The organism is Lysobacter sp. yr284 (genome assembly GCF_900107375.1).
Lineage (GTDB): Bacteria > Pseudomonadota > Gammaproteobacteria > Xanthomonadales > Xanthomonadaceae > Lysobacter.
Genome location: NZ_FNPT01000010.1, coordinates 62,930 through 82,253 on the forward strand (window position 1 = coordinate 62,930; position 19,324 = coordinate 82,253).

Consider the following 19,324-nt stretch of genomic DNA (forward strand, 5'->3'; position numbering starts at 1 on the left):
GCGTCGCGCAACCGCGGCGTGCCTGGCATGAGCGTTCGCGTCTCGACCTTAGCGCCGCGGCGCGCGGCGGCGTAGGACCGTTGCGGGCAGGAAACGGGACGCGCCGGGAAGCTTTCGCAGCGCGCGCGGGCACGGCTTGCGACGCAGGTGGCGGTTCGGCGTTAAAGCGCGCGCTGGGTCACGCCGGCGGTCATGGCGGGTTCGCGGGCGGTGGCGGTGGCGGCGGTTCCAGCGGCATCGGCTATCGCAGCGGCGTCGGCGGTCGTATTGGCGCGGTCGCGGCTCGCGCCGCTCCTACATGGGCGACCTGTAGGAGCGGCGCGAGCCGCGACCGCGAACCCGCACGCCCGCAACGCGGCTTACTTCGCCTCGCCCAGCAACTCGACTTCGGCCAGTTCGATCCCGCCGGCACCCTCGCCCGCCAAGCGCAGGCGATAGCGCGAATACGCCGCCGGCGCGGCGATGGCGAACGCGCGGGTCTGCCGCCGCCACGGGAAGTCCTGGTCGCGGCGCTCGTCCAGGGTGGTCCACTGCTGGCCGTCGTTGGAACCCTGCAAGGCCCAGGCCGCGGCGTCGCCGGGCTTGTCGGACGAAGTCAGCGTGTACAGCCTCACCGTGGCCGGCGTCTTGAAGTTCCAGGCCAGCAGCGGCATCGGCGCGTTCAGCCGCGCCGAGGTGGTGGCGTCGTCGTCGAACAGCGCGCCGGCCTGCTTGGCGTTCAAGCCGGCGACGCTGGCGTTGTCGCGCCGCGCCAGGTCGCGCCAGGGCCGCGGCGCGTCGCCGTCGGCGGTCAGCGATTCGGGCAGGGCCTGCGCCGCGCTGCCCCAGTTCGACGGGGTCGGCCCCATCCGGAACTCCAGCAGCGCGCCCTGCGCCAGCCGCGCATGCGGCAGGGTCAGCCGCTCCCACGGCTCGCCGTCGATCTTCAGCGACTGCACATAGCGATTGCGCGCGCTCACCCCCGGCGCGAGGATCTCGATCCGCTTGCCGTTGTCCAGGGCGATGCTCATGCGCTCGAAGCGCGGCGCGCCGATCACGTACTCCGGCGAGCCCATGCGCAGCGGATAGAACCCGGCGGCGCTGAACAGCCACCACGCCGACATCTCGCCGTTGTCCTCGTCGCCCGGATAGCCCTGGCCGATCTCGCTGCCGGCGTACAGCCGGTCCATGATGTCGCGCACCTTCTCCTGGATCCGCCACGGCTGTCCGGCCATCGCGTACATGTAGGGAATGTGGTGCGAGGGCTGGTTGCTGTGGCCGTACTGGCCCATGCGCACGTCGCGCGCTTCCAGCATCTCGTGGATGACGCCGCCGTAGCTGCCGGTCTCGAACGTGCCGGGCGTGGCGAAGAACAGATCGAGCTTGTTGCCCAGCGCGGTGCGGCCGCCGTACAGCGCGGCCAGGCCGGCGCCGTCCTGCGGCGCGTGGAAGGCCATGTTCCAGGCGTTGGTCTCGGTGTAGTCGCCGCCCCAGCGGGTCGGTTCGAACTCGGTCTCGGTGGAACGCCAGCGGCCGTCGCGGTGGCGGCCGACGAAGAAGCCCAGGCGCGGATGGAACAGGTTGACGTAGCCCAGCGCGCGGTTGCCGTAGTAGGCCGCGTCGTCGGCGTAGTGCGCGCGATACGGATCGTCGGCGCCGGCCTCGCGCGCCAGCGCGCCGGCCAGCTGGCCGATGGCGAAGTCGTTGATGTAGCCGTCCATCGACCACGACAGCCCCTCGTCGGTGCTGGTGTCGGTGTAGCCGCGGAAGATCGCCCGCTCGATGCCCTTGCGCCCGGCGCCGGCCAGCGGGCTGGCGCTGGCCGCGTTGCGGATCGCCGACTGATAGAAGCCGCGCACATCGAAATTGCGCACGCCCTTGAGCCAGGCGTCGGCGAAGGCCACGTCCGAGCTGGTGCCGACCATCAGGTCGGCATAGCCCGGCGAGGACCAGCGCGCGATCCAGCCGCCGTCGCGGTACTGCTGGACGAAGCCGTCGATCATCTCGCCGGCGCGCGTCGGCGTCAGCAGCACATACGCCGGCCAGGCGGTGCGGTAGGTGTCCCAGAAACCGTTGTTGACGTAGACCCGCCCGTCGACGATGCGCGCGCCGCTGCGTTCGCCGTCGCTTTGCGCCGGCGCCGGCACGAACGCGCTGGCGTACTGCCAGCGCGGCTGCTGCGCGCTGCCGGTGTTCTCGCTGGCGTTGTTGGGATACAGGAACAGGCGATAGAGATTGGAGTACAGCGTGGCGCGCTCGTGCTCGGACGCGCCCGCGACCTGGACGATGCCCAGCTGCGCGTCCCACGCCGCCTGCGCGCGTTCGCGCACGCGCTCGAAGTCGTCGTCCTCGCCGACCTCCAGTTCCAGGTTGCGCTGCGCCTGCTGCAGCGAGATCAACGACGTGGCGATGCGCATCGTCACCTGGCGGTCGCGGCCCAGCGCGAAGCCGTACCACGCCGACACCCGCTCGCGCCCGGCCTGCGGCGGCAGGCGCTCGCCCTCGCTCGCGGGACGGTCGAAGCGCGCATGGAAGTACAGCCGGCCGGCGCCGGCGGAGAGCTTGCTCTTGTTCTCGGTCCAGCCGCTGAGCGTGCCGGCCTGGCGATCGACGACCATGTCGCCGCGCTCGTCGCGCTGGTCGAACAGCAGGCGCCCGCGCGCTTCGGGGAAGGTGAAGCGCAGCATCGCGGCGTGGTCGGTCGGGGTCATCTCGGCGACCATGCCGTTGTCGAAGCGCACCCGGTAGTAGTCCGGACGCGCGGTCTCCTGGTCGTGGCCGAAGCTCAGCGCGCGCTTGCCGCGGTCGAACTCGACCGCGCCCTCGCCGGGCGCCGGCAGGATGTGGAACGCCTGGCGGTCGCCCATCCACGGGCTGGGCTCGTGCGACAGCGCCAAGGCTTCCAGGCGCGGCCGGTTGGCCTCGCCGTTGCGCTCCTGGTACTGGTAGATCCAGTGCGAACCGGCGTTGGTGGTCGGCGTCCAGAAGTTGAAGCCGTGCGGCAGCGCCACCGCCGGGAAGTTGTTGCCGCGCGAGAAGCGCGCGTTGGAATTGCTGCCGCGGCGGGTGTCGACGAATTCGCTGGGATGCTTGGCGGCGAGCTTGTCGAGGTCCTTGTCCTTGCGCGCGCGCACCGGCTCGATGCGCACGTCGTCGAGGTAACCGCCGTAGCGCGCGCCGAGCGCGCCGTCGTGGACCAGCACGATCCGGCGCACGCGCTTGCCGGCCGCGACCTCGCCGATGCGCGCGGCGACCGCGTTCCACTGGTCCGGGTACAGCAGCCGCGCCTCGCCCTGGCCGCGCGCGCTCAAGCCGAAGCCGTAGCGGTCGGCGGCCTTGAGCTGCGACAGCCGGCTGCCGTCGTCGAATTCCAGGTCGAGGGCGACGAAGGTCGAGGCGTAGCGCAGGTCGTCGAGCTGGCTCGCGGCCGCGTCGAGCTGGCGCGCCGACAGCGGGAACAGCCGGTAGGACAGTTCGCTGTCCTTGGCCACCGGCAGGTCGACCTCGAACACCTGCGCGCGCTGCTCGCCGCCGCCGCGGCCGTCGAAGCGCAGCGAGTGCAGGCCGGTGAAGCCGGCGTCGGGCTTGGCGGTCAGCGCTGCGGCCGCGGGCGGCCCGCCGGCCGGGGCTAGGCGCGGCGCGCCGTCGGCGGCCAGCGCCGGCGCCGGGTCGGCGGGTTCGAACGAACTCCAGAAGCTGCGCGCCTTGCTGCCGGCGTGGGCGCTGAACGCCGCGGCCAGCGCCGCCGCCAGCAGCGTCGCGGCGGCGGCCAGGGGCCGGCCTTCGCGCGGCTGTGTCGCCTGGCCGCGTCTTATCCACGCAGCGGCTGTCGACTGGTGCATTACCGACATCCGCGCCGGCCCCTTCGAGACCCGCATTTGCGAACCGTGCCCTTGCGACATCCGCGCCCTCCTCGCCGGACGGCACGATCGCCGCCACCAACCCGCATTCATTCGATTTGAATCGATCTAAAAGCACCTTGTCAAACCGCGGCGCAGCATGCACGACACACCCTTCACCCCATAAAAATACAATCAAAACAACGGCTTGAATTACGACAACCGCACGCCGCCCTGAGCCACTTGGCACAGCTTTTGCGTCAACGTCCCAAAGTGTGACTTTTTTCACACTTTTGAATCTCCCCGTTCGTGCCCGTCCCCCAACGGAACCCGGTCCCCATGCCGATACAGCGTCCCCTTGCCCTCGCCGCCGCGCTCGCGGCCGTGATCGCAACTTGCCCCTCAACGTCAGTTTTTGCCGCAACGCGTCATGATCCATCGCCCCCTTCAACCGACCCGCTGCCGGAGATCGAACGCCTGCGGGCGCAGCGGCAATGGCTGCCTGCGCTGGCCCGGATCGAAGCGGCCCAGGCCGCGCGCCCCGGCGACGACCGCTTGTACCGGCTGCAGGTGCTGACCCTGGCCGACCTCGGCGGCGCCGAGCGCGCCTGGATCCTGGCCCAGGCCCGGCCGCAGCTGTTCGACGCCGGCGAGCATCAGCGCCTCAACGCCGACCGCTTCGCCCGCCGCGTGCTATGGGGCACCGGCTACCCGCAGAGCGAGGCCCAGCGCCTGGACGAGATGCGCCAGGCGCGCGAACTGCTGGCGCAGCAGCGCGCCGCGCAGACCCCGGAGCAGCAGCGCGCCGACCTGCGCACGCGCTTCGACGAACTGATCATGCTCAACCACCTGGAGCGCCACGCCGAGGCGGTCGAGCGCTACCGCGAACTGCAGGCGCAGAACATCGAGATCCCGATGTACGCCCTGGCCAAGGTCGGCCAGTCGCTGCTGGCGGCCAAGCACCCGGAAGAAGCGGCGACGGTGCTGGAGAAAGTCACCCAGCAGTGGCCCGAGGACGAAGACTCGCAGCTGCAGCTGGCCTACGCCTATTCGGAAAGCGAGCGCTTCGCCGACGCCGACGCGCAGCTGGAAAAAATCAAGCGCGCGCAGCCGCCGTTCGTGCGCGTGCCCGGCGCCAAGGAAAGCCACCAGAACTGGCGCCACTACGACGCCGACAGCCAGCAGGCGATGATCGCCCTGTACGGCGAGGACACCGTCGGCGCGCAACAGCGCTTGGAACAGATGGCCCGGATCGGCCCGAGCAATGCCGGCCTGCAGTCCGACCTGGGCGTGCTGTACCAAAAGCGCGGCTGGACCGACCGCGCGCTGGAACGCTTCCGCATGGCCCAGACCCTGGAGCCGACCGACGTCTCCGCGCGCGTCGGCCAGGTCGGCGGCCTGCTCGAACACAACCGCGTCGACCTGGCCCGGCCGATCCACGACGAACTGCTGCAAAACCGCGCGCGCGACGTCCAGGTCGAGCAGATGGGGCGCTCCTGGGACAGCCGCCTGGGCTGGCAATGGCAGGTGTCCACCACCTTCGGCCGCAGCGATTCCGACGGCGACCGCGGCGCCACCGCCTCGCCGCTGGGTTCGCGCGATGCGGCCCATAAGGTCGAAGTGGCCAGCCCCCTGATCGGCGACCGCTGGCGCCTGACCGCGCACGCGCAGGACGCCTGGGCCGACTACGAAAACGGCGTCGGCAAGGACCGCGTGCACGACCGCCGCGCCGGCGTCGGCGCGCTGTACGCCTACGACCGCCTGAGCTTCGGCTTCGGCGTGGACCGCAGCAACGACCGCTGGCTGCCCAGCGGCGACCGCACCGGCTATTACGTCGATGCCGGCTGGCGCTTCAGCGACGTCCTGCAAGGCACCGCCGCGTGGTACGCGACCACGCCGGAAGCCTCGCTGCAGGCGCGCCGCGCCGGCCTGCACGCCGACGCGCTGAGCCTGGGCCTGCGCTGGACCCCGAGCGAGCGCAGCTCGCTGGCGGCGACCGCGCAGCAACTGCGCTACAGCGACGACAACACCCGCACCGCGTTCGGCCTGAGCGGCGCGCAACGCCTGTACACCCGCCCGCACCTGCTGATCGACGGCCTCGCCGACGTCTACACCAGCCGCGCCAGCCGCACCGGCGCCGACATTCCCTACTTCAACCCCAGCCGCGACGGCTCGCTCAACCTCGGCCTGCGCATCGACCACCTGGCCTGGCGCCGCTACGAGCGCCACTTCCGCCAGCGCCTGACCGTGCAGGCCGGGCCGTACTGGCAAGAGAACTTCGGCAGCCACTGGGTGCCGCAGGTGCGCTACGAACACGAATGGCGCTTCGGCACCGGCCGGGTGCTGGACTACGGCGTGAACTGGTCGCGCCCGGTCTACGACGGCATCCGCGAAGACCGTCTGGGCTTCGACCTGAGTTTCCGCTGGGGTGAGCAATGAACATGAGCCACGCATCCGTCCGCGCCGCATTGCGCCGCGCCCTCGCCATCGCGCTGCTGGCATTGCCGCTGGCGGCGCCGGCCGCCCCGGCCGCGCAGGCGCCCGAGGACAAGGACTACAGCGCCGCCGACGCCGCGCAACGCGAAAACCGCGGCGACCAGCTGCTGGTGCTGAGCTACCACGACATCCGCGACGACGTCGCGCGCAAGGGCGATCCCGACGCCTACGCGGTCAGCACCCAGAACTTCGCCGCGCACCTGGACTGGCTGGCCGGCCACGGCTATCGCCCGGTCGCGCTGAGCGAGGTGATCAAAGCCTCGCGCGGGCAGACGAAGCTGCCGCCCAAGGCGGTGCTGCTGACCTTCGACGACGGCCTGCGCAGCATCTACACCCACGTGTTCCCGCTGCTGCGCGCCTACAACTACCCGGCGCTGATGGCGGTGGTGACCGGCTGGGTCGACCTGCCGCAGGACCAGAACGTCGACTACGGCCCGCGCATGTTCACCCACGACGACTTCGTCACCTGGGACCAACTGCGCGAGATGCAGGCCTCGGGCCTGATCGAGATCGCCTCGCACAGCGACAACCTGCACCGCGGCGTCACCTCCAACCCGCAGGGCAACACCATGCCCGCGGCGATCACCCGCGAATGGGACGCCAAGGCCCAGCGCTACGAGACCGAGGCGCAATACCTCGACCGCGTGCGCCGCGACCTGGCCGCCAGCGCCGGCAAGATCAAGCGCGAGCTGGGCGTGTCGCCGCAATCGGTGGTGTGGCCCTACGCGGCCTACAACAGCCAGACCAACGCGCTCGCCGACGCGCTCGGCATGACCGTCACCTTCGACCTGGAAGGCCGCCACCAGACCGTCGGCCGCGACCTGCACGGCCTGGCCCGCCTGCTGATGTTCGACAACCCCACGGTCAAGGACCTCACCTACGAACTGCGCCACGACGAGGAACTCGACGGCGTGCGCGCGCTGCAGGTCGACCTGGACTACGTCTACGACGCCGACCCGGCGCAGCAGGCGCGCAACCTCGACAAGCTGATCGAGCGGGTCAAGCAGGTCGGCCCCAGCCACGTGTTCCTGCAGGCCTTCGCCGACCCCGACGGCAACGGCTCGGCCGACGCGCTGTACTTCCCCAACCGCCAGCTGCCGATGCGCGCGGACCTGTACAACCGCGTCGCCTGGCAGCTCAAGACCCGCGCCAACGTCAAGGTGTTCGCGTGGCTGCCGGTGCTCGGCTTCGAACTGCCGGACAAGGCGCTGGACGCGCAACTGGCGATCAAGGCCAGCAACCCGGCCGAGACCCACCGCCTCAACCCGTTCGACCCGCGCACCCGCGAGATCGTCTCGCAGGTCTACGAAGACCTCGCCGTCAGCGGCTACACCGAGGGCCTGCTGTTCCACGACGACGCGCTGCTGCGCGACGACGAACTGCGCGGCATCGCCCCCGACGCGCCGGCCGCGCGCACCCAGGCGCTGATCGACTTCACCCACGCGCTGACCCGCGCCGCCGGCAAGTGGCGGCCCAAGCTGATCACCGTGCGCAACCTGTTCGCCGGCCCGGTGCTGCAACCCAAGAGCGAAGCCTGGTTCGCCCAGGACCTGGCCGCGTTCAACAACGCCTACGACTACACCGCGGTGATGGCGATGCCGTGGATGGAGAACAGCCGCGACCCGCAGCGCTGGATCGACCGGTTGGTGGCCAAGGTGAAGGCTTCCCCGCGCGGCCTGTCGCGCACCATCTTCGAACTGCAGACCGTGGACTGGCGCGACAACAACAAGCCGATCCCGGCCGCGCAGCTCAAGCGCATCGTCCACCGCCTGCAGGCCGACGGCGCGCGCCACCTGGCCTGGTACCCGGACGACTTCATCGCCGACCGCCCCTCCACCGCCGACGCGCGCGAGATCCTGTCCGCGCGCGGCTTCCCTTACCTCGAAAAATAGGCCGCAAGGACCCGCACCGCCCACCAGAGCAGCCCGCCCACCGCAGACCGTCTCTTCGAATCCACCAACGGCGCGCGGCCAGGACCGGCCGCCGCCGAGGGAGCGTCGCCCCGCCATGAACCCAACCACCAGCCCCGTGCTGACCGCGCTGTTCCAGTTCGCGTTCTTCTATCCGATCGTGATGTCGTTCTTCTGGATCGCCGGCGGGCTGTACTACTACTTCCGCCGCGAGCGCGGCTCGCGCGGCCGCACCGACCCGCCGCCGCTGGACGCGGCGCCGTTCGTCAGCATCCTCATCCCCTGCCACAACGAAGGCGACCACGTCCACGAAACCCTCGGCGCCGCGCTGGCCCAGCGCTACCCGGACTTCGAGGTGATCGCGATCAACGACGGCAGCCGCGACGACACCGGCGAACAGCTCAACCGCCTCGCCGCGATCCACCCGCGCCTGCGCGTGGTCCACCTGGACCGCAACCTGGGCAAGGCCAACGCCATGCGCATGGGCGCGCTGGCGGCGCGCTCGGAATACCTGGTGTGCATCGACGGCGACGCCCTGCTGGACGAGTACGCCACCCACTGGATGGTCTGGCACTTGTGCTCGGGCGCGCGCGTCGGCGCGGTCACCGGCAACCCGCGCATCCGCAACCGCTCGACCTTGCTGGGTCGTCTCCAGGTCGGGGAGTTCTCCTCGATCATCGGCATGATCAAGCGCGCCCAGCGCGTGTACGGCCGCATCTTCACCGTGTCGGGCGTGATCTGCGCGTTCCGCCGCAGCGCCCTGCACCGGATCGGCTACTGGTCCGACAGCATGGTGACCGAGGACATCGACATCAGCTGGCGCCTGCAGCTCGACCACTGGGACATCCGCTACGAACCCAACGCGATGTGCTTCATCCTCATGCCCGAGACGCTCAAGGGCCTGTGGAAGCAGCGCCTGCGCTGGGCCCAGGGCGGCGTGGAAGTGCTGATGCGCCACACCCGCGACCTGTTCTCGTGGCGCAAGCGGCGCATGTGGGCGGTGATGGCCGAGTACGTGGCCAGCGTGGCCTGGGCCTACATCATGGCCTTCATCATCGCGCTGTGGGCGGTGGGCCTGTTCGTCGAACTGCCGCCGCAACTGCGCGTCAACACCCTGCTGCCGTCGTGGCACGGCGTGATCCTGGCGCTGATCTGCCTGCTGCAGTTCGCCGCCAGCATCATCATCGACCGCCGCTACGAAACCGGCGTCGGCCGCAACTACTACTGGATGATCTGGTACCCGATGGCCTACTGGCTGGTGAGCTTCTTCACCACCGTCACCGCCGTGCCCAAGGCCCTACTCAAGCGCCGCGGCACCCGCGCGACCTGGGTCAGCCCGGATCGGGGGCTGCGATGAGCAACGGCAACGAACGCACGCCCGGCAACGGCGGCGACGCCGCGCCGCCGCGCGGCGCCGGCACCGGCCGCGCCGCCGACGGCTTCAGCCGCCCCAGCCACAGCACCGCCGCGCCGCCGGCGGCGCCGCCCAAGCCCGCCGACACCGCCCAACCGGTCTCGCACAAGCACGACTCGCGCCTGATCCAGAAACCGGCGATGCAGCACCCGCTGCCGCGCACCCTGTGGGGCGTGATCACCGGCGCGTTCTGGCTGGTGTACCTGTACCTGTGGACGCCGGTGCTGACCCTGGTGCTGTGGCTGCTCGGCATCCGCACCGTCACCTCCGAGCTGTACCTGCGCACTCACGAAGTCGACCCGTTCCTGATGCTGATCCTGCCCGCCACCGCCGCCGCGGTGGTGGCGCTGCTGCTGATCTGGGCCGAGTACAACCGCTGGCGCTTCGCCGGCCGCGACAGCGAACGCCGCAGCCGCCTGGCCGACGTCTCCATCGACGAGGTCGCCCAGGCCCTGGGCGCCAGCGACGAGGTCGCGCGCGCGCTCAACGCCGGCCGGGTCAGCGTGCTGCACATGGACCCCAACCACGCCGTGCCGCTGGGCGTGACCGCGGTGACGCCGACCCAGCCCGCGCAGCACCCGTTCCCGCCGCTGGCGCCGAAGCCGCGCTTCGCCCGCACCGCCGCCGCGCCGAACAACGCCTGGCTGCTGGCGGTGGCGCTGGGCGCGATCGCGCTGGTGATCGGCGTGCTGATCGTGGTCTCGCACGGCTACCGCCAGATCGAAACCTCGGCGCCGGTGCACGGCCTGGAAGGCGCGCCCGGCCTGGACCGTCCAGGGTTGGCCGACGACGCCGAAGGCTCGCGCTTCGTCGATCCCGCCGCCCAGGCCGACGCCGCCGCGCAGGACGACGCCATGCCCATCGCGAGCGCGACGACCGCCGCCACCGTCGCCGCCGCGCAGGCGCGCGAAGCCAAGAAGCGCCGCGACGACGAAACGCGCGCGCGGCGCAAGCCCGCCGCAGACAACGCCCGGCCCAAGCCGCTGCCCGGCTTCAGCCCGAAACCGGCCTATCCGCTCGGCTCGCTGCGCCAGCAGGAGGGTGGACTGGTGACCTTGCGCGTGCAGGTCTCGGCCCAGGGCGAGGCCACCCAGGTCCAGATCAGCCGCCGCAGCGGCTACCGCGCGCTTGACCGCGCCGCGGTGGACACGGTGCGGCGCTGGAAGTTCTCGCCGGCGGTGCGCAACGGCAAGCCGGTGGCCGCGGTGGTGTTCGTGCCGGTGGAGTTCAAGCCCAACCAGTGACGGCGGCCGCGACGCGCGGGCGCGGGCGCGACGCCCGGCCCGCGCGCAGCGCGTTCCGTGCCGGCGACAGCGCGCGAACCGCGACGCGCGCCGTGCTTGCGGGTGAGCGGGCGTGAGGAACCCGACCGTTGTGAGCGCAATCACGACGACCGCGAAAGCCGCGGGCTACGGTTCCCCCAAGCGCGAAGGCCCGCAGCCGATGGATCGAGATGGCGGTCGTCCCCTACCCCAACCCGCTGGCCTGCGCGCAGGCCGCCGAACCCGCCACGCGCATCGCCGCCGCATCGCCGCCGCAGGACGCCGCCCTGGCCGCGGCGGTCGCCGGCTGGCTGCGCACGCAAGGCATCGAAGTACGCGGCCGGCCGCAGGCGCAACGCCTGACCGGCGGCATGTCGCACCTCACCTACCGCCTGCGCTACGACACTCACGACCTGGTGCTGCGCCGGCCGTTGCAAGCGCACGGCGGCCTGCAACGCATGCGCCGCGAATACCTGCTGCAGGCCGCGCTCGCCGAACATTACCCGGTGCCCGCGATGCTGCGCCTGTGCGCAGACCCGGCCGTCGCCGGCGCGCCGTTCTACCTCATGGCCCACGTGCCCGGCCTGGTGCCGCGCCGGCGCGAGTTCGCCGGCATCGCGCTCGGCGCGGAGCAGGCGCAGCGGCTGGGCGCGAACTTCCTCGACGCGCTGATCGCCCTGCACCGCCTCGACCCGCGCACGCTCGGCCTGGGCGACGCCGTGCTCGCGCCGCCCAGCGCCCACCATCTGCGCAAGCGGCTGACCCACTGGCTGGGCCGCCACGTGCGCCTCAAGACCTGGCACACCCCCGACCTGTGCGCGATGGGCCAATGGCTGATCGACCGCGTCCCGGCGCAGCAACCCGCCTGCCTGCTGCACAACGACTGGCGGCTCGACAACCTCGTCTTCGACCGCGAATGCCCGAGCCGCATCCGCGCCGTGCTGGACTGGGAATTCGCCGGCCTCGGCGACCCGCTGATGGACCTGGGCATCGTGCTGTCGTACTGGATCGAACCCGGCGACCACCCGCTGATGCGCCGCTACCAATGGCAGCCCTCGCACCTGCCCGGCATGCCGCGCCGCGACGAACTCGTCGAACGCTACTTCGCCGCCAGCGGATGCAGCGCGCAGCACTGGGCCTACTACCAGGTGTTCGGATGGTTCCGCTACCTGCTGGCGCTGCAGGAACTGCACCTGCGCCACGCGCTCCAGGGCGGCGACGAAAAGGCCTTCTTCGCCGGGGTGTGGACGCTGATCCGCTACCTGCACTGGAAATGCCGCGCGCTGATGCGGCGCGGCTGACCCGGCGGTGGCGATGCGCAGCTGGCACGAACGCCTGCTCGGCGACCTGTCCGGATCGCTGCGCCGCCTCGCCTTCCTGCCCGAGGCATGGCGCTACCGCATCGTGACCACCGCGCTGGGCCGGCAGAGCCGCTACTTCCGCACCCACCGCCTGCGCATCGTCCACATCGCGCCGGGCCGGATCAGCATCGGCGCCGGCAACCACCGCAGCCTGCGCAACCGCGCCGGCGCCCTGCATGCGATGGCGGCCAGCGTGGCCGGCGAATACGCCGCCGCGCTGGTGGTCGCGCAGCACCTGCCGCGCGGCGCGCGGCTGCTGGTCAAGAGCGTCCACGCCGACTTCCGCACGCCGCTGCGCGGCGACGTGCAGGCGCAGGCCTGCATCGACCCGGCCCAGATCGGCGCGGCCTGCGCCGCGGCCGACGGCCGCCTGCGGGTGGCGATGAAAGTGATCGACGCCACCGGCAAGGCCCCGGTGCGCGGCCACGTCGACGTGGTCTGGTCCTCGCCGCCGCCCGCACAGGACGCCGCCGCATGAACGCCGCCGCCCCGGCCGCAACGCCCACCGCCGCGCGCCTGCCCGGCCTGACCCTGCTGGCCGCGTGCTTCGGCTTCATGGTCGTGCAACTCGACGTCACCATCGTCAACCTGGCGCTGCCGACGCTGGCCGCGGACCTCGCCAGCGAACTGCCCGACCTGCAATGGGTGATGGACGCCTACACCCTGATGTTCGCCGCGCTGCTGCTGTCGGCCGGCGCCCTCAGCGACCGCATCGGCGCGCGCCGCAGCTTCCGGCTCGGCCTGGGCGGTTTCCTGCTGGCCTCCATCGCCTGCGGCCTCGCCGCCGGCGCCGCGCCGCTGATCGCCGCGCGCTCCGCGCAAGGCCTGTTCGCCGCGCTGATGGTCCCGTCCTCGCTCGCGCTGCTCAACCACGCCTTCGCCGACGACCCGCCCAAACGCGCGCGCGCCCTGGCCGTGTGGACCGCCTCCGGCGCCGTCGCTGCGACCCTGGGCTCGGTCGCCGGCGGCGCGCTGCTGCAATCGCTGGGCTGGCGCAGCATCTTCCTGGTCAACATCCCGGTCTGCGCGATCGGCCTCGCCCTGGCCTGGCGCATCGCCGAAACCCCGCGCCGGCCCGAGCGCCACATCGACGCCGCAGGCCAACTGCTGGCCATCGCCGCGCTGGCCGGACTGATCGCCGCGATCATCGAACTGCCCCGCCTCGGCATCGGCCACCCGCTGGTGCTCGCCGCCGCCGCGGTGGCGGTGACGGGCGCCGCCGCCTTCCTCGCCGTGGAAGCGCGGGCCCGCCAACCGATGGTGCCGCTGGCGCTGTTCGCGCTGCCCAACGTCAGCATCGCCCTGCTGTCCGCCATCGCCGTGGCCGTGGCCTACTACGCCTTGCTGTTCGCCATGAGCCTGTACCTGCAACAGCGCGCCGGCTACACCGCGTTCCAGGCCGGCCTCGCCTACCTGCCCCTGGCCGCCGCCTTCATCGCCGCCAACCTGCTCAGCGGCCGGCTGCTGGCGCGGCGCGGCTTCCGCGTCGCCCTGCTGCTGGGGCTGGCGCTGTGCGCCGCCGGCTTCGCCTGGCTGAGCCGGCTCGCGCCCGGCGACCACTACGCCTGGATCCTGCCCGCGTTCGTCGCCATCCCCGCCGGCATGGGGCTGGCGATGCCGGCCACCACCACGCTGGTGCTGGCGAGCGTCGAACGCTCGCTGTCCGGGACGGCGGCGGCGGTGCTCAATGCCTCGCGGCAAAGCGGCGCAGCGCTAGGCGTGGCCGTGTGCGGCTTGCTGATGGCCGGCGAAGGCGGCATCGGCAGCGGGCTGCGCAGCGTCTGCCTGATCGCGGTTGCGGTGTTGGCGGGCTCGGCGCTCCTGGCCTGGGCGCGCATTCGCGATGGCGGCCCGGCCGCAGCCGCCAAGCCCTAGGCCTGCGCCGGTCCCACTCGGATTCCATGGCGGCCGCGACAGTGGCCGACGCGAAGCGTGGCGGCGCCCAAGATTGAACATCGCACTCGCCTCGCCGACACTCGCGCATACCGCGCTGCCGGCCCGACTGCAATGCGCGTCGAACCATCCGGCCCACGCCCACCGATTCGCAGGCTCCGCACGCATGCCCACTTGGCTTTCGCAAACCCGGAACGTCCCGTCGCTCGAAGCGGAGGTGTGCTTCCAGATCCACGACCGCTTCTACTACGGCCCCGACCGGATCGACGACCCGTCCGATCTCGAACGGTTCGCCGAAACGCTCGCGCCGCCGGCGATCGCGTTGATCGCGTCGTCGATGGTGCGAAGCGCCGAAGCGCTGGGACACGAGGCGGAACTGGCGGCGTACTACCGGCAGATCGTGCGCCTCGCCCGCCATCACCAGCGGCCGTTCAATTCCATCCGCCAGTATTTCTGGCTACGGCTGTGGCTGTGGAACCCGGAGCACGAGGCCTACGTGTCGTTTCCCTGGTACGACAGCTTCGCCGAGATCGACCGCGTGCTGAAGGCGCTGGTGGAGACCGAAGCCGGCCCCGTCCACGACGATGCCGATCAAGGCTGGGCCGTGCGGATCCACGCCCAGGACGAGGCCGTGCACCTGCTGCAGCACGACCCGGACGAAGACGAAACCCACGCGGCGATCCGCGTGCCGAGGGCGGAGCTGGTGCGTCAGGTCGCGCAGTTGCGCGAACGCACCCAGGGCCTCATCGCACGGCTGTCCAGCGAACTGGGCGCCGACGTCTGGACGTCCTACGTCCGCACCGAACCTAGCTTCGCGCCCTGACGCCGAGTCTGATCCAGGCGCACGCCGCTCGACCGCCGATCATCGCGCCCCGTCCTGCGACGCAGACGCCGTCGCGCGGGTTTCCGCATCGCTAACCGGCGCCGCGTTTTCGCCAATCTTTTCAGCGTCTGTGCGCGCGCGATCACGCCGCATCTGAGCAGTCGCGAGGGTCGTTTGCCGCGCGCGCAGCGAGGCGATGGAATCCGCCGGTGCCGCGCGGCGAGCACGCCCGGGCCGGCACCGCGACGCGAGACTTCCTCGCCGCCGCGCCCCTCCCCATGGAAAGGACGAAAATGAACATCTCGAACGCGATCGCGAACAAGAGCCGTTGGCTGGCGCTGGTGCTGGTCCCGTTGGCGCTGGCGCTGCCGGCGCAACAGGCGCAGGCGCAGTCGTTCACCACCCTGCGCGCGTGGCAGGCCGGCTCGTTCGGCACCGGCTGGAGCACCGTCGCCGAAACGCCCGTCGGCCTGTTCTTCTACAACGCCCAGAACGGCGCCGCCGCCGTCGGCCGGATCGACCCCAGCGGCAACTACATCAACATCCGCGACTACCCCGCCGGCGCCTTCGCCACCGGCTGGAGCAGCATCGTCTCCACCCCCAACGGCCTGCTATTCTACAACGCGCAGACCGGCGCCGGCGCGATCGGCACCCTCAACAGCGCCGGCATCTTCACCCACTTGGTCACTTACGCGCCCGGCGCCTTCACCCTGGGCTGGAACCGCGCGACCTACACGCCCAACGGCATCTTGTTCTACAACGCGAACAACGGCGCCGCCTCGACCGGACGGGTGAACTGACGCCGTCGGCGCCATCGCGAACTGCGCAACGGCCCCGACGGGCCGTTGCGCTCGCACTATGCGCCGCGCTCAGCGGCTCAGCGGAATCTCCAGATAACTCCCGCCATACCACCGCACCCGCATCGGCTCGCCGGCATCGGCGATGCTTTCCGCCGCCACCGCCTTGCCGCTGCCGTAGTTGATCTCCTGCTGCGGATTGCGCAGCACGCTGACCACCGCCACCAGCCGGCTGCCGGCCTGCATGCGCTTGCTGGTGGCGCGGCCGGCCTCGAAGTTCAGCACGGTGCGGCGGTCCGGCTCCAGCAGTTTGCGGCGGCTCACGTCGTCCACGTAGCTGGCGCGCGACTGGTAACGCGACAGCTCGAAGTAGCGCTGGTCGGGCATCAGCTCGTACAGCGAGATATTGAAGTCGAAATCGCGCTTGTTCGTGCTCGCCTCCAACCGGCCGGAGAACAGGCCGCTGAACTCCTCGGCCTGCGCGAACGGCTCGCTGACGAAGACCACGCTCTCGGCGGTGTCCAGCGCCGCATCGACGATGCCGCCGCCGGGCACGATGCGCTCGGCGTCGCGGCGGTCGCGCAGGTCGATGACCTGCTCGGCGTACGCGTCGGGCGCCGCGGCCTGCGCCAGGAACGCATAGCGGCTGTCGCTGCCGGCCGTCGCGCCGAGATAGAACTTCTGCCGCCGCTGCGCCATCGCCGCCAGCGACGGCGCGTGCTTCCACTCATTGGCGCCCATCACCTGATAATTGATCCGGTCGGCCAGCAGCGCCGGCTTGGCCGCGCCCTTGAACACGTAGTCGAACCACTGGTAACGCAATTGGCCGATGTCGATCTGCGCCTGCGGATCGAGCGTGTAGCCGCGCAGGCTGTCGCCGGTGGCGACCGTGCCGCGCTGGCCGCTGACGTGGTTGTACGGGCCGATCACCAAGTAGTGCTCGGCCTGCGGGCGATAGCGGTAATGCTCGCGCAGGTAATACAGCGCGCCGATCTGCGCGCCGTCGTAATAGCCGGTGGTGGTCAGCACCGGCAGGTCCAGCGCGGCGAACTCGTCGCGGTAGGGGATCATCGCCTGCCAGTACGCGTCGTAGTCCGGGTGCGAGAGCCAGCGCAGGTAGATCGGATTCGGCGTGCCGTCGATCTGCGGCAGCTCGCGATACGGCCGCCCGCTGACATACCAGCCCTGGTACATGCGCTGCCAGCGCGGGTAATCCTCGATCGCGGCGTTGTCCAGCTGGCGGCTGTTGGCGACATAGAACGGCCAGTAATACTGGAAGCCGTAGAAGATGCCGCCTTCCATCGGCACGTCCAGACCGGGCGCGCCGGTCACCGACGGCATCAGCGCCTTGAGCGCCTTGGGCCGGCGCTTGGCCGCCGCCCACTGGGTGAAGCCCTCGTAGCTGCCGCCGTACATGCCCACGCGGCCATCGCTCCACGGCTGCGCCGCGATCCAGTCGATCAGCGCCGCGGCATCGTCGCCGTCGTGCTCGTACGGCATCGCCTTGTCGGTGCTGCAACCCTTGCCGCGGCTGGTGCCGGTGACGCCGACATAGCCGTTGGACGCCGACCGCCGCGCCTCGTTGAGCGTGGTGCTGGGGTCGGCATAGATGGTGAAGTTCAACAGCGTCGGCAAGCGCGCGGCGGCGTTGAGCGGACGCACCACCGTCGCGCAGACCGTGGCGCCGTCGGGCGTGGCCACCGCCACATCGCGTTCCACTCGATAACGCCGCGCATCGTCCGCCGCCGTCAGCGCCGGCAGCAGCGGCGCCATCGCCGCATAACTGCGTTCGACCTGATAGCTGCGCACCAACGCCAGCGCCGCGGCGCGGTCCAGCGCCGGCTGCTTGCGCAGCGGCGCCAGCGCATCGGCCAGCGCGCGGCGCTGGCGCGGAACATCGGGCGACTCGAAATTCAGCACCCGCATCGCCACCCCGGCGGCGCGGTCGTCCATCGGCGTCACCGTCTCGGCGAACGCGCGCGTCAGCGCCGCGCCGAAGTCCAGCCCCTGCCCGGCCTGCAGCGCCTTGGCGCGCGCATACAGGCGGTACTGGGCGAAGTTCGGCCGCACCGGCACCGGCCCCTGGGTGGCGGTGGCCGACAATGCCTCCAGGCTGCGCTCGGCGGCGGCGTAATCGCCGGCCACCAGTTGCAGGCGGAAGCGCTGGTTGAGATCGCGGCTGCGGTCGTCGTCGCGATAGTCGGCGAGCAATTGCCGCGCCAGCGCCGGCATCGCCGCGTCCAGGCGCGCGCCGTCTTCGATGGCTGCAGCCGGCAAGACATACGACGCAGACGCCGCAGCGGGCGTCGCCGCCCACCCATCGGCGGCCCAGAACACACCGGCGGCGACCAGCGCCGCCCCCCAGATCGATCTCAGCATTCGTCCTCCCAGGCGCAGCGGCACTCCCCGATGAGATGCCGGCGCGAGCCGAATCGTCGCACGACTGCGCAACGCCTGCGCAACGCCTGAGTTCCCTCGCCCGCGCAGGCGCGGCCCGAACAGCGCAGCGCACCGCCGCGCGGCCAAGCGCCGGCGCGGCTCGCGCCGCAGCCGCATGCCGGCGAACGCCATGCAGCCTTCGCGCCCAGTGGCCGCTCGCACAGGCCCGCACCGTTTGTGGGTGAGGCCCGCCTCGGCCGCCACCCACAGGACCGCAGCCCCATGAGCTATCCCGATTGCCAGTACTCGCACGTCACCTGGATCCGCAAGGACAGCCCCACCTTCAAGGCGCTGATCGAGGGCCTGAGGAACGACCACACGGGCGGCGCCGCGGTGACCACGTTCCTGGCCACCCTGACCTCGGCCCACGAAGCCTTCAAGCAAGGGCTGCGCCCCGGCGCCGACCTCAACCGGCTGCTGGCGAAGTACCAGGACGCTACCGGCATCATCTCCACGCGCGAATACGCCTTGCCCGACATTCCCAACGACCCGAACGACCCCAGCAACAGCTTCCTCACCGACCTGGTCGAAGGCATCGCCGGCGCGGCGATGACCGAGATCGGAATCGGCATCTCGCTGTACACCCTGGTGATGGACCTGGTGGCGCTGTTCAACATCAAGCTGCATCTGCGCGGCGTGCTGTTCAACACCGCGGCCACCGACCTGGAAGAACTGCGCATCAACTACGGGCCCAACGGCATGCCGAACCTGTTCCCGCTGAAAACGATCCTTCCCGGCGCCAAGCCGATCATGAATCCGCTCGACAAGAAGAATTACGACTGCGTCGGCTTCACCCTGTTCGGCGGGATCGGCTTCCAGGGGCTGGAAGGATTCTTCGTTTCGGTCCAAGCGCTGCGCAAGAAAGGCCCGTCGCCGCCGCCGATGTACTGCCAGTACTACTCCCAGTTCCGCGGCATCTCGGTCGGCATCGACGACCGCAGCCACGGGCCGTTGCGCGAGGTGTTCCGTGCCGACAACGACACCGTCGGGGTGTTGGTGAATCAGCCGATGAGCACGTACGGCGTGACCATGATCGTGTACAGCTGAGCCGATCGCCGCCGACGCCCGAAACGCACAGGCCCAGCGATGCGCGGGGCCTGTGCAGCGCCGG

Annotated in this window: 12 protein-coding genes; 10 read left to right on the plus strand and 2 right to left on the minus strand. The window is 71.0% G+C overall.

The window, feature by feature from the left end:
* Positions 1-359: 359 nt before the first annotated feature.
* Positions 360-3,821: a GH92 family glycosyl hydrolase gene (locus BLV01_RS15595; RefSeq protein ID WP_091801528.1), complete on the minus strand. Its 3,462-nt coding sequence runs from the start codon at positions 3,819-3,821 to the stop codon at positions 360-362.
* A 336-nt stretch (positions 3,822-4,157) separates the two neighbouring features.
* Here BLV01_RS15595 and pgaA point away from each other — a divergent pair, with 336 nt between their 5' ends.
* From pgaA to BLV01_RS15640, 9 genes are all read left to right on the plus strand, one after another.
* Complete coding sequence (gene pgaA, locus BLV01_RS15600; protein ID WP_091801531.1) at positions 4,158-6,257, plus strand: poly-beta-1,6 N-acetyl-D-glucosamine export porin PgaA; 2,100 nt, start codon at positions 4,158-4,160, stop codon at positions 6,255-6,257.
* Positions 6,258-6,259: 2 nt separating this feature from the next.
* A complete protein-coding gene (gene pgaB / locus BLV01_RS15605; protein ID WP_091801533.1) occupies positions 6,260-8,206 on the plus strand; it encodes a poly-beta-1,6-N-acetyl-D-glucosamine N-deacetylase PgaB in 1,947 nt (648 codons plus the stop codon).
* A 115-nt stretch (positions 8,207-8,321) separates the two neighbouring features.
* Positions 8,322-9,581, plus strand: a complete 1,260-nt coding sequence (pgaC, locus tag BLV01_RS15610; protein WP_091801534.1) for a poly-beta-1,6-N-acetyl-D-glucosamine synthase — start codon at positions 8,322-8,324, stop codon at positions 9,579-9,581.
* Entirely contained in the window at positions 9,578-10,882 is a 1,305-nt protein-coding gene (gene pgaD / locus BLV01_RS15615; RefSeq protein ID WP_091801537.1) for a poly-beta-1,6-N-acetyl-D-glucosamine biosynthesis protein PgaD, read from the plus strand. Before pgaC ends, pgaD begins: the two co-directional genes overlap by 4 nt.
* Before the next feature lie 209 nt (positions 10,883-11,091).
* Positions 11,092-12,201: a phosphotransferase family protein gene (locus BLV01_RS15620; protein WP_091801540.1), complete on the plus strand. Its 1,110-nt coding sequence runs from the start codon at positions 11,092-11,094 to the stop codon at positions 12,199-12,201.
* Between the two features lie 13 nt (positions 12,202-12,214).
* Positions 12,215-12,739, plus strand: coding sequence for a DUF4442 domain-containing protein (locus BLV01_RS15625; RefSeq protein ID WP_091801543.1), 525 nt, complete (start codon positions 12,215-12,217; stop codon positions 12,737-12,739).
* Entirely contained in the window at positions 12,736-14,136 is a 1,401-nt protein-coding gene (locus BLV01_RS15630; RefSeq protein ID WP_091801546.1) for an MFS transporter, read from the plus strand. Before BLV01_RS15625 ends, BLV01_RS15630 begins: the two co-directional genes overlap by 4 nt.
* 73 nt (positions 14,137-14,209) lie before the next feature.
* Positions 14,210-14,977 carry a hypothetical protein gene (locus BLV01_RS15635; RefSeq protein ID WP_139178740.1) on the plus strand — a complete coding sequence of 256 codons (768 nt, stop codon included), beginning with the start codon at positions 14,210-14,212 and terminating at the stop codon, positions 14,975-14,977.
* A gap of 293 nt (positions 14,978-15,270) precedes the next feature.
* A complete protein-coding gene (locus BLV01_RS15640) occupies positions 15,271-15,777 on the plus strand; it encodes a hypothetical protein (protein ID WP_091801553.1) in 507 nt (168 codons plus the stop codon).
* 69 nt (positions 15,778-15,846) lie between these two features.
* Here the strand turns inward: BLV01_RS15640 and BLV01_RS15645 are convergent, their stop codons facing one another.
* Positions 15,847-18,153 (minus strand): CocE/NonD family hydrolase, encoded by a 2,307-nt coding sequence (locus BLV01_RS15645; RefSeq protein ID WP_139178741.1) that lies wholly within the window; start codon positions 18,151-18,153, stop codon positions 15,847-15,849.
* 282 nt (positions 18,154-18,435) lie between these two features.
* Here BLV01_RS15645 and BLV01_RS15650 point away from each other — a divergent pair, with 282 nt between their 5' ends.
* Complete coding sequence (locus BLV01_RS15650; protein WP_091801559.1) at positions 18,436-19,260, plus strand: hypothetical protein; 825 nt, start codon at positions 18,436-18,438, stop codon at positions 19,258-19,260.
* Positions 19,261-19,324 lie beyond the last annotated feature (64 nt).

Coding starts and splice junctions, on each gene's coding strand:
- BLV01_RS15595 (WP_091801528.1), bottom strand. CDS start 3,821: ATGCACCAGTCGACAGCCGCTGCGTGGATAAGACGCGGCCAGGCGACA.
- pgaA (WP_091801531.1), top strand. CDS start 4,158: ATGCCGATACAGCGTCCCCTTGCCCTCGCCGCCGCGCTCGCGGCCGTG.
- pgaB (WP_091801533.1), top strand. CDS start 6,260: ATGAGCCACGCATCCGTCCGCGCCGCATTGCGCCGCGCCCTCGCCATC.
- pgaC (WP_091801534.1), top strand. CDS start 8,322: ATGAACCCAACCACCAGCCCCGTGCTGACCGCGCTGTTCCAGTTCGCG.
- pgaD (WP_091801537.1), top strand. CDS start 9,578: ATGAGCAACGGCAACGAACGCACGCCCGGCAACGGCGGCGACGCCGCG.
- BLV01_RS15620 (WP_091801540.1), top strand. CDS start 11,092: ATGGCGGTCGTCCCCTACCCCAACCCGCTGGCCTGCGCGCAGGCCGCC.
- BLV01_RS15625 (WP_091801543.1), top strand. CDS start 12,215: ATGCGCAGCTGGCACGAACGCCTGCTCGGCGACCTGTCCGGATCGCTG.
- BLV01_RS15630 (WP_091801546.1), top strand. CDS start 12,736: ATGAACGCCGCCGCCCCGGCCGCAACGCCCACCGCCGCGCGCCTGCCC.
- BLV01_RS15640 (WP_091801553.1), top strand. CDS start 15,271: ATGAACATCTCGAACGCGATCGCGAACAAGAGCCGTTGGCTGGCGCTG.
- BLV01_RS15645 (WP_139178741.1), bottom strand. CDS start 18,153: ATGCTGAGATCGATCTGGGGGGCGGCGCTGGTCGCCGCCGGTGTGTTC.
- BLV01_RS15650 (WP_091801559.1), top strand. CDS start 18,436: ATGAGCTATCCCGATTGCCAGTACTCGCACGTCACCTGGATCCGCAAG.